Annotated in this window: 10 protein-coding genes; 3 read left to right on the top strand and 7 right to left on the bottom strand. The window is 59.3% G+C overall.

Annotated features, from left to right (window positions below; genetic code table 11):
- Nucleotides 1-107: 107 nt before the first annotated feature.
- Both betB and betI read right to left on the bottom strand, forming a co-directional pair.
- Entirely contained in the window at nt 108-1,580 is a 1,473-nt protein-coding gene (gene betB / locus PFAS1_RS13475; protein WP_074871536.1) for a betaine-aldehyde dehydrogenase, read from the bottom strand.
- A 107-nt stretch (nt 1,581-1,687) separates the two neighbouring features.
- Nucleotides 1,688-2,281 (bottom strand): transcriptional regulator BetI, encoded by a 594-nt coding sequence (gene betI / locus PFAS1_RS13480; RefSeq protein ID WP_033060362.1) that lies wholly within the window; start codon nt 2,279-2,281, stop codon nt 1,688-1,690.
- A 379-nt stretch (nt 2,282-2,660) separates the two neighbouring features.
- On the opposite strand from betI, the gene PFAS1_RS13485 reads away from it, so the two are divergent.
- On the top strand, nt 2,661-4,610 hold the full coding sequence (locus tag PFAS1_RS13485; protein ID WP_232252259.1) for a BCCT family transporter: 1,950 nt from the start codon (nt 2,661-2,663) through the stop codon (nt 4,608-4,610).
- Nucleotides 4,611-4,797: 187 nt separating this feature from the next.
- Here PFAS1_RS13485 and choV read toward each other — a convergent pair whose 3' ends face one another.
- From choV to PFAS1_RS13500, 3 genes are all read right to left on the bottom strand, one after another.
- Complete coding sequence (gene choV, locus PFAS1_RS13490; RefSeq protein WP_074871534.1) at nt 4,798-5,976, bottom strand: choline ABC transporter ATP-binding protein; 1,179 nt, start codon at nt 5,974-5,976, stop codon at nt 4,798-4,800.
- The gene (choW, locus tag PFAS1_RS13495; RefSeq protein ID WP_074871533.1) at nt 5,973-6,818 is read right to left on the bottom strand and encodes a choline ABC transporter permease subunit; all 846 of its coding nucleotides are present in this window, start codon (nt 6,816-6,818) and stop codon (nt 5,973-5,975) included. The genes choV and choW overlap by 4 nt, the downstream gene beginning before the upstream one ends.
- A gap of 77 nt (nt 6,819-6,895) precedes the next feature.
- Nucleotides 6,896-7,846 carry a choline ABC transporter substrate-binding protein gene (locus PFAS1_RS13500; RefSeq protein WP_076029477.1) on the bottom strand — a complete coding sequence of 317 codons (951 nt, stop codon included), beginning with the start codon at nt 7,844-7,846 and terminating at the stop codon, nt 6,896-6,898.
- A gap of 438 nt (nt 7,847-8,284) precedes the next feature.
- Here PFAS1_RS13500 and PFAS1_RS13505 point away from each other — a divergent pair, with 438 nt between their 5' ends.
- The gene (locus PFAS1_RS13505) at nt 8,285-9,661 is read left to right on the top strand and encodes an L-serine ammonia-lyase (RefSeq protein ID WP_076029478.1); all 1,377 of its coding nucleotides are present in this window, start codon (nt 8,285-8,287) and stop codon (nt 9,659-9,661) included.
- Between the two features lie 573 nt (nt 9,662-10,234).
- Complete coding sequence (gbdR, locus tag PFAS1_RS13515) at nt 10,235-11,338, top strand: choline metabolism transcriptional regulator GbdR (RefSeq protein ID WP_074871528.1); 1,104 nt, start codon at nt 10,235-10,237, stop codon at nt 11,336-11,338.
- A 157-nt stretch (nt 11,339-11,495) separates the two neighbouring features.
- On the opposite strand, the gene PFAS1_RS13520 is transcribed toward gbdR, so the two are convergent.
- Nucleotides 11,496-11,759 (bottom strand): hypothetical protein, encoded by a 264-nt coding sequence (locus tag PFAS1_RS13520; protein ID WP_074871527.1) that lies wholly within the window; start codon nt 11,757-11,759, stop codon nt 11,496-11,498.
- 389 nt (nt 11,760-12,148) lie between these two features.
- Nucleotides 12,149-13,312: a gamma-butyrobetaine dioxygenase gene (locus tag PFAS1_RS13525; protein WP_076029479.1), complete on the bottom strand. Its 1,164-nt coding sequence runs from the start codon at nt 13,310-13,312 to the stop codon at nt 12,149-12,151.
- Nucleotides 13,313-13,317 lie beyond the last annotated feature (5 nt).

Below are 13,317 nucleotides of genomic sequence, written 5' to 3' on the forward strand. Positions count from 1 at the left end.
TGCTGCGCACTCGATCGCCAGCAGGCTGGCTCCCACATTGGAATGCGTACTCCTGTGGGAGCCAGCCTGCTGGCGATGACGGCCTCGCAGGCGAAGCAAATACCGCCTTAGAACACCGAGGCGTAATCGCCCAGTTCGACCTGTACCGATTTGATGCGTGTGAAGTTGTTCAGCGAGCTGATGCCGTTCTCACGCCCCACGCCCGACTGCTTGTAGCCACCGACCGGCATCTTGGCGTCGGACTCGCCCCAGGCGTTGATCCAGCAGATACCGGCTTCCAGTTGATGAATCACGCGGTGAGCGCGGTTCAGGTCCTTGGTGACGACGCCGGCGGCCAGGCCGAACTCGGTGTCGTTGGCGCGACGGATGACTTCTTCTTCGGTTTCGTAGGTCAGGATGCTCATCACCGGGCCGAAGATTTCTTCGCGAACGATGGTCATCTCGTCGGTGCAGTCGGTGAACACGGTCGGAGCCACGAACGCGCCTTTGGCGAACTCGCCTTCGGTCAGACGGCTGCCGCCGCACAGGACGCGAGCGCCTTCTTCCTTACCTTTGGCGATGTAACCCAGCACGCTTTCCATGTGGGCGAAGCTGACCAGCGGGCCGAAGTTGGTGTTCTCGTCTTCCGGGTTGCCGACACGAATGCGCGCAACGCGCTCAACGATCTTGGCTTCGAACGCAGCTTTCAGGTGGCTCGGCACGAACACGCGAGTGCCGTTGGTGCAAACCTGACCGGAGCTGTAGAAGTTGGCCATCATTGCGGTGTCGGCGGCGCGGTCGAGGTCGGCGTCGTCGAAAATGATCAGCGGGGATTTGCCGCCCAGTTCCATGGTCACGTCTTTGAGCGACGAGGCGGAAGCGCTGGCCATGACCTTCTTGCCGGTGTCGGTGCCGCCGGTGAAGGAGATTTTTTCGATGCGTGGGTGTTCGGTCAACCAGGTGCCGACTTCACGGCCGCTGCCGGTCAGTACGTTGAACACGCCAGCCGGAACGCCGGCTTCGGTGTAGATCTCGGCCAGTTTTAGCGTGGTCAGGGAAGTGACTTCGCTTGGCTTGAAGATCATCGCGTTACCGGCCGCCAGGGCAGGTGCGGATTTCCACAGGGCGATCTGGATCGGGTAGTTCCACGCGCCGATACCTGCCACGACGCCCAGCGGCTCGCGACGGGTGTAGACGAACGAAGTGGTGCGCAGCGGGATCTGCTCGCCTTCGATAGCCGGCACCAGGCCTGCGTAGTACTCCAGCACGTCAGCGCCGGTGACGATGTCGACGTACTTGGTTTCGGAGAACGCCTTGCCGGTGTCCAGGGTTTCCAGGGCGGCCAGTTCATCGTTGCGCTCACGCAGGATGTCGACGGCACGACGCAGGATGCGCGAACGCTCCATGGCGGTCATCGCAGCCCAGATTTTCTGGCCCTTTTCGGCGCTGACTACAGCGCGTTCAACGTCTGACTGGGTCGCACGCTGTACGGTTGCGAGGACTTCACCGTTAGCCGGGTTGATGGCTTCGAAAGTGGCGTCGCTGCTGGCGTCACTGTAGCCGCCATCGATGTAGAGTTTTTGCAGTTCGAAACGGGCCATAAAGTCCTCGCAAGTGCATAAGTGGTTGGCGTTGGTCACCGGGCGTGCCGTGTAGCATTGGCGGCGCTGGTCAGTGACGGTTCAGGTGCCGAGCGGTTCTGTGTGCTCTAACTCACCTGCTTGGCCAGTTGGAAATCCATGTATTCGTAAGCGATCTGGTGCGCCTGCCCGGTGTCGAAAGCATCTCCCGACAGCGCGCCGCGCAACCACAAACCGTCAATGAGGGCTGCCAGGCCGCGGGCTGCACTGCGCGCATCATCGAGCGGCAATACACGGCGGAACTGGCAGCACAGGTTGGAATACAGACGGTGATCGTTGATCCGCTGCAACCTGTGCAAAGACGGGTGGTGCATGCTGGTGGCCCAGAAGGCCAGCCAGGTTTTCATTGCCGGGCCATTGACCTGGCTGGCGTCGAAGTTGCCTTCGATAATCACCTGAAGGTGCGCCCGCGGGCTGCTGTCTTCCAGCGCCTGGCGACGCGCGGTGACGTTCTCGCTGAGGACGCTCATCAGATACTGCGCGGTGGCCGCGATCAGGCCGTTCTTGTCCTGAAAATAGTGACTGATGATGCCATTCGAGACACCGGCCAAACGGGCGATCAGCGCAATGCTGGCGTCCCCCATGCCGACCTGATCGACCGCCTGTAGCGTGGCTTCGATCAACTGCTGGCGGCGGATGGGTTGCATACCGACCTTGGGCATCTTGCACATCTCCTTAGGCCTTCCGGCGGACGTAAAACGTCTATCGGTTTGAAGGCCAGTCTATTTTGTTTTGATTGAACGTTCAATCAACAAAGAATAAGATCTGCGACAATTCGTCGCTACCTACAGGTTTTTCCTACATGTAGTTGGCGGAAAAACGACATCTGAAAATGCTCGAAACCCACACGCTCAGGCGTTCAGGGGTTTCGGGCTTTTTTCGGGCTGTCTTTATATCACCCGCTGGTCGGCTGCCAACTAACCGAATGGTCGGGTAACGCGTTGCCTTGTGTTTTTCTCTCGCACTGCCTGGAGCATCTGTGCCATGAGTTCTGCCTCTCTAATAAAGACCCCACCCGAGAAGGTGACGGTCAACGGTTGGGTGTTCTACACCTCTACCGCGTTGATCCTGTTGTTGACCGCCATTTTGATCATCGCCCCGCAAGAGGCCGGCAGAATGCTCGGCATTGCCCAGGCCTGGTTGTCCCGCAGCTTCGGCTGGTACTACATGGTGGTGATCGCCGCTTACCTGGTCTTCGTGGTCGGCCTGGCGTTTTCGTCCTACGGCAAGCTCAAGCTGGGCAGCAAGGACGATACCCCGGATTTCAGCTACGGCGCCTGGGCGGGGATGCTGTTCTCGTCGGGTATCGGCATCTCGCTGCTGTATTTCGGCGCTTCGGAGCCGCTGGACCACTACTTCAATCCGCCGGAAGGCGTGGCCGGTAGCAACTTGGCTGCGCGCCAGGCTGTTCAGCTGACGTTCCTGCACTGGGGCCTGCACGGCTGGGCGATCTACGCATTGGTCGGCCTGGCCGTTGCTTACTTTGCTTACCGTCATAACCAGCCGCTGGCATTGCGTTCGGCGCTGTATCCGCTGGTGGGCGAGCGTTGGGTCAAAGGCGCCGCCGGTCACGCGGTGGACGGCTTCGGCATGTTCGTGACCCTGCTGGGTCTGGTGACGAACCTGGGGATTGGTTCGCTGCAAGTGTCGTCGGGGCTTGAAAACCTGTTCGGCATGGAACACAGCAACACCAACCTGCTGATCGTGATCATCGTGATGAGCACCGTAGCGACCATCGCGGCGGTGTCTGGCGTGGAAAACGGCATTCGCCGCCTGTCTAACCTGAACATCGTGCTGTTCAGCGGTCTGCTGATTTTCGTGCTGTTGTTCGGCCCGACCCTGCACCTGCTCAACGGCTTCGTGCAAAACATCGGCGACTACCTGAACGGCGTGGTGCTGAAGACCTTCGACCTCTATGTGTACGAAGGCGACAGCGAGAAATCTGACCGCTGGTTGGGCCTGTGGACTTTGTTCTACTGGGCCTGGTGGATTTCCTGGGCCCCATTCGTGGGTATGTTCATCGCGCGTATTTCCCGTGGGCGCACGGTGCGTGAACTGGTCGCCGGTGTGTTGCTGATTCCTCTGGGTTTCACCCTGGCATGGCTGTCGATCTTCGGTAACTCGGCCCTGGACCTGGTGATGAACCATGGGGCGGTGGAACTCGGGAAGACGGCGCTGGAACAGCCGTCGATGGCGATTTACCAACTGCTTGAGCATTACCCGGCGTCGAAGATTGTGATCGGCGTGTCGATCTTTGTCGGCTTCGTGCTGTTCCTGACCCCGGCGGATTCCGGCGCGGTGATGATGGCCAATCTTTCGTGCAAGGGCTGTAACGTCGACGAAGATGCGCCGCACTGGTTGCGGATCTTCTGGTCGGCGGTGATCACCCTGGTGACCATCGGCCTGCTGTTCGCCGGTAACTTCGAAGCCATGCAAACCATGGTGGTGCTGGCCGGTTTGCCGTTCTCGGTGGTGCTGGTGTTCTTCATGTTTGGCTTGCACAAGGCCATGCGCCAGGACGTGCAGATCGAACAGGAGCAAGCGGAACTGGCGGCGCGTGGTCGTCGTGGTTTCAGCGAGCGTTTGACCCAACTGGACTTGCAGCCAAATCAGTCGATCGTTCAGCGTTTCATGGACAAGCGCGTCAGCCCGGCGCTGGAAGACGCGGCTGTGCAATTGCGTGCTCAGGGCCTGGATGTGCAGACGTTGCTTGGCAAGGCCAAGCGCTGCATGGGCGTGCGGATCGAGATGGAAGAGGGCAACCCTTTTGTCTACGAAGTAAGCCTGGACGGCTATCTGGCGGCGGCGAGTGACACGGTGTCGGCTGAAAGTGCCGATGAACCGCGCGCACGTTACTACCGCGCCGAGGTGTACCTGCACAACGGCAGCCAGGATTACGATCTGATGGGCTTCACTCAGGATCAGATCACCCGCGACGTGCTCGACCAGTTTGAAAGCCATCGGCAGCTGCTTGGCCGGGTTTATAGCTGAGGTGTGATTCAAGATCGTTCCCACGCTCTGCGTGGGAATGCCTCCTGTGACGCTCCGCGTCACGCGGCTAGGGACGCAGAGCGTCCCGGGCTGCATTCCCACGCAGAGCGTGGGAACGATCAATACCCCAATATCCCGCAAACAAAAACGCCGCGATCTCTCGCGGCGTTTTTGTGTCTGCTGCTTATTACCCCAGGTTCTTGCCGAGCAGTGCGTGATACAGCTCGCTGTCGCCAAGAATCCCGACAACCTTGTTGTTGTCGTGCAGCACCAGCTTGTTACCCGTCTGATAACGAATCTGCAGCGCGTCGCGCATGCCGATGTTCGAATCCACCAGCGTCGGCCGACGGCCCAGGCCTTCAACGGCTTGCCCAGGGATCCAGTTCTGCAGGTCCAGGCTCGCGCCGTTCTGGCGTGCGCCTTTGATGGTGTTGCCTTCGGCCAGGTCCAGCCAGGAATCGCCACCCGGATCGAGGCATACCGAACCGTTGATGCGCTTGCAGTTGTCCAGGGTGCGCATCAGGCTGCGACCGCACAGTACGTTCAGCGGATTGGTGTGGGCGACAAAGGTGCGCACGTAATCGTCCGCAGGGTTCAACACGATCTCTTCCGGCTTGCTGTACTGAATGATCCGACCGTCTTTCATGATCGCGATACGGCTGCCGAGCTTCAGGGCTTCATCGAGGTCGTGACTCACGAACACGATGGTCTTGCTCAGCTTGCGTTGCAGTTCCAGCAGTTCGTCTTGCAGGCCTTGGCGGATCAGTGGGTCGAGTGCCGAGAACGGTTCGTCCATCAGCAGGATGTCGGCGTCCATCGCCAGGGCACGGGCCAGGCCCACGCGTTGTTGCATACCGCCTGACAGCTCGTTGGGTTTCTTGTTGCGCCATTGGGTCAGGCCCACCAGCTCAAGTTTTTCATCGACCAGTTTTTTCCGCTCTTTCTCCGGACGACCCTGCATTTCCAGACCGAAGCTGATGTTCTCGCGAACGGTCAGCCAAGGCATCAGGGCGAACTTCTGGAACACCATCGCAATGCGCTTGGTGCGCATCATTTTCAGTTCTGCCGGGGTGCAGGACGCGATGTCGATCTGCTTGCCTTCGTGCTCGACGAACAACTTGCCGCGGCTGACGGTGTTGAGGCCGTTGATGCAACGCAGCAAGCTGGACTTGCCGGAGCCGGACAGGCCCATCAGTACGCAGATTTCACCTTTTTCGACATCCAGGCTGGCCTTTTCGACGCCAACGATCTGCCCGGTCTTTTTCAGGATCTCGTTACGGGTCATGCCTTGGTCGAGGAGTTTCAAGGCCTCGCGCGGGTCTTTGGAGAAGATTACGTCGACGTCTTCGAAGCGAATAATGCTCATGCGTCACCCCCTACTTTGGCTTCGGGTTGTTTGCAGATACGGTCGAGCATGATCGCCAGCAGTACGATCGCCAGGCCTGCTTCGAAGCCCAGAGCGATATCGGCAGTGTTCAGTGCGTTGACCACGGGTTTGCCCAGGCCATCGGCGCCCACCAGTGCCGCGATCACCACCATCGACAACGACAGCATGATGCACTGGGTGATACCGGCCGCGATGCTTGGCATGGCGTGGGGCAGTTCGATTCGCGAGAGCAGCTGACGTCGCGAGCAGCCAAAGGCCTTGCCAGCGTCCATCAATTCTTCCGGGACATCGCGAATACCCAGGTAAGTCAGGCGGATAGGTGCGGCAATCGCGAACACCACCGTAGAAATCAGACCCGGGACCACACCCAGACCGAAGAGGGTCAGGGTAGGAATGAGGTACACGAAGGTCGGCACGGTCTGCATCAGATCGAGCACCGGCCGCATCACTGTGTAGAACATCGGTTTGTGCGCAGCGACGATGCCCAACGGCACGCCGATCAATACGCACACCAGGGTGGCGAACAACACCTGGGCGAGGGTTTCCATGGTTTCCTGCCAGTACCCCAGATTGAGGATCAGCAGGAAGGAGGCGACGACAAAAACGGTCAGGCCCCATTTGCGTTGAATGAAGTGTGCCAGTAACGCGATAAGGCCGATCAATGCCAGCGGGTTGAACCAGGTCAGCGCGAAAGTCACGCCGTGGATCATCGTTTCCAGTGACACGGCGATTGCGTCGAAGGTGTTGGCGCCGTTTTGCGTCAACCATTCAACGAAGCCCGCAATGTACTGGCCTAAAGGTATTTTCTGATCAATCAGCATGGTAGTGAACGTCCGCATGCAAGGAAATAAACAGCCCGGGCGAGCGAACTCGCCCGGCGTAAGCGATGCTTCCTAATTCAAGGCTGCGCGAGCTTGGTTTTCACGGCCTCCAGGCCTGGTTTACCGTCAATGGTGGTTACGCCAGCGAGCCAGGTATCGAGCACCTGTGGATTCTTTTTCAGCCAGGCCTTGGCGGCCGCGTCAGGCTTCATTTTGTCGTCCAGGACGTTGCCCATCAGCGTGCTTTCCATGTCGAGGGTGAACACCAGGTTTTTCAGCAACTGTCCAACGTTGCTGCATTCCTGTGCGTAGCCCTTGCGGGTGTTGGTGAAGATGGTTGCCTGACCGAAGTTCGGGCCGAAAAAGTCGTCGCCGCCGGTCAGGTACTTCATCTTGAAACGCGTGTTCATCGGGTGTGGTTCCCAGCCCAGGAACACCACGGCGGTGTTGCGGCGCTGGGCGCGATCGACTTGCGAGAGCATGCCTGCCTCGCTGGATTCGACCACCTTGAAGCCGGCGTCTTTCAAGCCGAAGGCGTTCTTGTCGATCATGCTCTGGATCAGGCGGTTACCGTCGTTGCCTGGTTCGATACCGTAGATCTTGCCGTCGAGTTCTTTCTTGAACTTGGCGATATCGGCAAAATCTTTCAGACCTTTGTTATACAACTCTTCGGGGACGGCGAGTGTGTATTTTGCGTTTTCCAGATTAGCGCGCACTGTCTCCACGGTACCGGCATCGCGGTAGGCCTTGATGTCGTTTTCCATGGTCGGCATCCAGTTACCCAGGAACACGTCCATGTTCTTGCCATCGGCCAGGGACTTGTAGGTCACCGGAACGGAAATCATCGTGGTTTTGGTCTTGTAGCCAAGGGCCTCGAGAACGACGCTGGTAGTGGCGGTGGTGACGGTAATGTCAGTCCAGCCGACATCTGAGAAGTTTACGGTGCTGCATTGGGCCGGTTCTGCGGCTTGAGCCAGAAACGGCAGACTCAGCATGGCGGCCAACAACAACGACGGGGAACCTTTCATAAAGGGCGACTCCTTGGTGTTTTTTTTGGCAGTGTTCCGACTGGACCACCGCACTTATAGGTTGCGGTTGGATGGCGTTTTGGAGACATCTCTACCACGGCGCCTTGCAATCGAGTCGATACGATCATGTACCAGTGAAAATCTGACGCCTACAGGGTGCGTCGTAACCAGTACAGGGATGGTCGCATCCAGTGTCGGTGACGTCGTTTACAGCTTTTTTCAGCCCACTTTGCCTCTCTGATCTGCAAAAAAACGGCGAAAACGTAGCGTCCGCGCCTCGCGGCGTTTGTGGGCATGAGTGCGTCGGTGTGAGACGTCGAACGACATGACAAAAGCCTGATGATGCGGCCATCTCGGCGGATTGCAGCTTGAGCGTAGCAGCTCCGTCACTGGGCGCTTTTGGCGTCTGGAGTTGGCACATCCAGGAGTTCGGCAGTAATGGCTATCAGTGTTTTCGACCTGTTCAAAATCGGCATCGGCCCTTCCAGTTCGCACACCGTGGGGCCAATGCGCGCCGCGGCGTTGTTCGTGCAAGGTTTGCGTGAGCAAGGTCTTTTGGAACAAGTACGGCGCGTCGAAGTTCAGCTTTATGGTTCGTTGTCGGCCACCGGCATCGGCCACGGCAGCGACAACGCGGTGATCATGGGCCTGATGGGCGAATGGCCGGACGCGATCGATCCGTCGCAAATCGGCATTCGCATCGAAACCCTGCGCGAAACCCAAACGCTGTTGCTCGACAGTCGTTTGCCGGTGCCGTTCATCTGGGCTCGCGACATGCGCCTGATCGACGAGAACCTGCCGTTCCACCCTAACGCCATGACGCTGATCGTCGAAGGGGATGACGGCGAACTGCATCGCGACACCTACTATTCCATCGGCGGCGGTTTTGTCGTCGATGAGGCGCAGGCTTCCAGCGGCGTGGTCGATCTGGATCGCACCGTGTTGCCGTACGACTTCTCCAGTGCCGTCGAGCTGCTCAGTCTCTGCAAGCAGCACAACCTGCGCGTTGCAGAGTTGATGCTGGCCAACGAGAAAGTCTGGCGCAGCGAGGAAGAAATTCGCGCCGGCCTGATGACACTCTGGCGCGCCATGCAAGATTGCGTCGAACAAGGCCTCAAGCACGAAGGCATCTTGCCCGGTGGCCTGAATGTGCGTCGTCGCGCGGCCAAGTTGCACCGCAGCCTGCAAGAGTTGAACAAGCCCAATGTGATCGGCTCGACCTTGAGTGCCATGGAGTGGGTGAATTTGTTCGCCTTGGCCGTCAACGAGGAAAACGCTGCCGGCGGGCGCATGGTCACGGCGCCGACCAATGGCGCGGCGGGGATCATTCCGGCGGTGCTGCACTACTTTATGAAGTTCAGCGAAGTGGTGACCGAGGCCAACGTAGTCGACTATTTCCTCAGTGCGGCGGCGGTCGGGATTCTGTGCAAGAAGAACGCTTCGATTTCCGGTGCCGAAGTCGGTTGCCAGGGCGAAGTCGGTTCGGCCTGCGCCATGGCGGCAGCCGGGCTGGCGGAGATTCTGGGGGCGACACCGGAGCAGCTGTGCAACGCGGCGGAAATCGGTCTGGAACACAACCTCGGCCTGACCTGCGATCCGGTGGGCGGGCTGGTGCAAGTGCCGTGCATCGAGCGCAATGCGATTGCCGCGGTGAAGGCCATCAACGCAGCGCAGATGGCGCTGCGTGGCGACGGTCAGCACTTTATCTCGCTGGATCGGGTGATCCGCACGATGCGTGATACCGGTGCCGACATGCATGACAAATACAAAGAGACATCGCGCGGTGGGTTGGCGGTTAGCGCGGTTGAGTGCTGAGACCCTTTAACTCTCTGGTGGAATGAGTATCTGTGGCGAGGGAGCTTGCTCCCGCTGGGGCGCGAAGCGGCCCTAAAATCTTTACGACTGCTACGCAGCCGAGCGGGAGCAAGCTCCCTCGCCACAGAAAGCTAATTACCCATGAAGACCAGTCAAAACTGCGCACAAAGTGAGCACCCGATTCAAAGCACGCCACGTTTTGGCGCGTCGCTTACAGATAAGCCCCTTGCCCCAGATCCGGGATCCAAGTTGGCCATTACCGCCTGTCACCTGTGCTTGCGGTGACACTCTTCTCCAGGTCGCTGTAGCCCTGTTCCCACAAGTGCTACCGATTTGCTCACGCCCAACGGGGCAGAGCGTCTCCCGCCGATAATGGCACTTATAACCTCTACTCGCGACGCGGCTTATATAGACGCGGTGCGACGTCGTTTTCAGGAGTTATTGAACAGCCATTCAATTTTAGGCATGGCAATTGCTCTGTCATTACAAAGCCCGTCTCCCACGCGAGAACGATGGCAATAAAAAGAGCCTCCGCCTGAGGCCATCACCCGCTTTGTGTGAGGAGATACCGCGATGACGACGTTCAACTCCGGGGCCCAACCCCAGAACCGTGCGCCTCAATCCATCGGCTTTCTGCTGCTGGACAATTTCACGCTTATTTCTCTGGCTTCCGCAGTAGAACCCCTGCGCATGGCCAACCAATTGTCCGGCCGCGAGCTGTATCGCTGGACCACACTGACCGTCGACGGTGGCCAGGTCTGGGCCAGTGACGGTCTGCAGATCACTCCCGACTGCTCCATGCACAAAGCGCCTCCCATGGACACCATCATTGTCTGTGGCGGTATCGGCATCCAGCGCACTGTCACCCGTGAACACGTGTCGTGGCTGCAAAGCCAGGCGCGTCAGTCCAAGCGTCTGGGCGCAGTCTGCACCGGTAGCTGGGCCCTGGCCTGCGCCGGCTTGCTGGACGGCTTTGATTGCAGCGTGCACTGGGAATGCCTGGCCGCCATGCAGGAAGCGTTTCCGCGTGTGGCCATGAGCACCCGGTTGTTCACCCTCGACCGTAACCGTTTCACCAGCTCCGGCGGTACTGCGCCGCTGGACATGATGCTGCACCTGATCAGCCGCGATCACGGCCGTGAACTGTCCGCCGCGATTTCGGAGATGTTTGTCTACGAACGTATCCGCAACGAGCAGGATCACCAGCGTGTGCCGCTCAAGCACATGCTCGGCACCAACCAGCCGAAGTTGCAGGAAATCGTCGCGCTGATGGAGGCCAACCTCGAAGAGCCGATCGACCTCGACGAACTGGCGGTGTATGTCGCCGTGTCGCGTCGTCAGCTGGAGCGGCTGTTCCAGAAATACCTGCACTGCTCGCCGTCGCGTTACTACCTCAAGCTCCGTCTGATCCGCGCTCGGCAGTTGCTCAAGCAAACGCCGATGTCGATCATCGAAGTGGCGTCTGTATGTGGCTTCGTGTCTACGCCGCACTTCTCCAAGTGCTACCGCGAATACTTCGGCATTCCGCCACGTGACGAGCGCGTGGGTTCCAACACCACGCAACAAGTGGCGATGATGCCGCTGCCGCAAGCACTGGTGCTGTCGCCGTTGTCCGGGCCGTTGTCGGCGCTGAGCCAGGCGCGTAACGAGTCGACCTTCGCCAGCGTAAGGCTCTAACCGCGCGGGCTATTGTGGCGAGGGGGCTTGCCGGAACGCCGCATCGCCCCGTTGGGTCGCGCAGCGGCCCCAAGATTTTACGACTGCTGCGCAGCCGAACGGGGCGATGCGGCGTTCCGACAAGCCCCCTCGCCACAAAGTGTTCACACCCTGGAAATCAGGCGCTACGGCTTTGCTGATACTCCGCCAACGCCGGCAGCAGTTGTTTGTCGATGGCCTGTCGCACGGCCGGCAGGATGGTCGCGCTGCTGGTGTACATCTGCTTGACCATGGTCCGCAGCGTCATCGCCCGTTCATCGTTCAAGCCTCGCACTGCGCATTCACAAGCTTGCGCAGCTGTAGAGCCACTCGGTACTTGAAAACCCAACGATTTCAGCTGGCCCAACAGGTCTTCCTGGTCAATCAAATCGGCGTGCATCATGACGCAATCCTTCTTCAGGGAACGGTGTCGTGGTTCGATTCTCATAGGGGTACGGAGTGGCGGCAAGGACGATTTGTCGCAATGGCCGCAATACCTATGAACAGGTCGTTTTCGGCTAACTTGCTATGGCTGGGAGTGGGCACACTGGGATCAGCTGGCTTCACGAAGGTTTGGTCACCCTCGCGCAAACGGCTCCTCAACAGTACCCACCTCTGCCCCGATCCTGTCACGGCTTGATCGGGGTTTTTTTTGCCTGTGAATCAGGAAGGGATGTGGTGTCTGGGCTGATGCCATCGCGAGCAGGCTCACTCCCACATTCGCCCGCATTCTCCTGTTAGAACCCGTTCAACTGTGGGAGCGGGCTTGCCCGCGATGAACGATGACGCGGTCTAGCGTTGCAGCACCAAAATCCGCGACAACAACTCATCCCGATCCACATAACAACCCTGAAAATGCCGGGCGCCAGTAGCAGGGTCGAAGGCGTTGCGGGCGTGGAGGGTGCGGCGGTTGTCGAAACACCACATTTCGCCTGGGTTTAACCGCGTCATCACGCGGAATCGCGCTTCCCGGGTCATCGCAATAAAGCGGCGGTAGGCGTGATAGAGCGCGGGCATCTGCTCGACCGACGCATCGAACGGACCGCGCAGAAAATTCGCCATGCGAATTTCCGAAACCTGCCCAAAGGCATCCAGTGCGATGATCGGCGCGAGACGGCGGTAGTCGCTGTGGCGGTCTTTATTGCGGAACTCCACCGGGATTTCGCAAAGGCTTTTGAACGCCTCGGGATCTTCATCGCGCAAGGCTTCGGCGATGGCAAAACCGTCGACGAAAATACTCTCGCCACCCTCGGCGTCATTCACCAGGCAATGCAGAAATTGCAGCCCCGGTTGTAACTCCCGGGTTGGCAGGTCGCTGTGCAGCGGCAGGTTGAAAGCGGTGTAGGCATTGCTGTCGGCATCGGCCTTGGATTGCACATTGAACAGCACGCCAAAATTGCTCTCGCGGATGAAGGAAATCCGCTGCGCTATCAACTTCAACGAGCCCGGCTCGGTGGGCACACCGCGGACCTGAGTCAGGCCGGTATCGCGCACCGCCAGCAACCATTGCAGCAAGGCGTCGTTATCGTTCATCAACGCCGGGTAGTCGAACACCGGCAGCGTCAGGTTGCTGTGCCAGAGCTGGCTTTTGGGCTTCGCGGCCCGGCGCTCGGCACGGGACTCGTCGTCGTAGGCGTGGGCCCGTAGCCAGCCCGGATCGAAGCGGCTGAGATGGCCGTCCTGCCAATCGACACGCAGACAGCCTTCGGCATCAATGCTGACATTCGAGGGCTTCAGGTTTTCGGCGACATCGACGATTTCCAGCACTTGCTCGCGGGTTACGGTGTAGACGCACAGCGGGCACGGGCAGTTGTCCCGCAACCACTGATGATGAAACGGGCTGACACGATCATCGGCCCACTTCACTTGAATTCGGTCCGCCAGGGTGTGTACGGCGGTCAACGCGCTGATCAACGGGTAGGTGCGGAAGTCGGCAAAAGCGGCGGCGGTGTTCAATGGCG

Source organism: Pseudomonas frederiksbergensis (assembly GCF_001952935.1).
Classification (GTDB): domain Bacteria; phylum Pseudomonadota; class Gammaproteobacteria; order Pseudomonadales; family Pseudomonadaceae; genus Aquipseudomonas; species Aquipseudomonas frederiksbergensis.

What these genes read in the sequence shown, in the direction of transcription:
- choV (WP_074871534.1), bottom strand. Translation starts at nt 5,976, where the DNA reads ATGAGCATTATTCGCTTCGAAGACGTCGACGTAATCTTCTCCAAAGAC.
- PFAS1_RS13520 (WP_074871527.1), bottom strand. Translation starts at nt 11,759, where the DNA reads ATGATGCACGCCGATTTGATTGACCAGGAAGACCTGTTGGGCCAGCTG.
- betI (WP_033060362.1), bottom strand. Translation starts at nt 2,281, where the DNA reads ATGCCCAAGGTCGGTATGCAACCCATCCGCCGCCAGCAGTTGATCGAA.
- betB (WP_074871536.1), bottom strand. Translation starts at nt 1,580, where the DNA reads ATGGCCCGTTTCGAACTGCAAAAACTCTACATCGATGGCGGCTACAGT.
- gbdR (WP_074871528.1), top strand. Translation starts at nt 10,235, where the DNA reads ATGACGACGTTCAACTCCGGGGCCCAACCCCAGAACCGTGCGCCTCAA.
- PFAS1_RS13500 (WP_076029477.1), bottom strand. Translation starts at nt 7,846, where the DNA reads ATGAAAGGTTCCCCGTCGTTGTTGTTGGCCGCCATGCTGAGTCTGCCG.
- PFAS1_RS13505 (WP_076029478.1), top strand. Translation starts at nt 8,285, where the DNA reads ATGGCTATCAGTGTTTTCGACCTGTTCAAAATCGGCATCGGCCCTTCC.
- choW (WP_074871533.1), bottom strand. Translation starts at nt 6,818, where the DNA reads ATGCTGATTGATCAGAAAATACCTTTAGGCCAGTACATTGCGGGCTTC.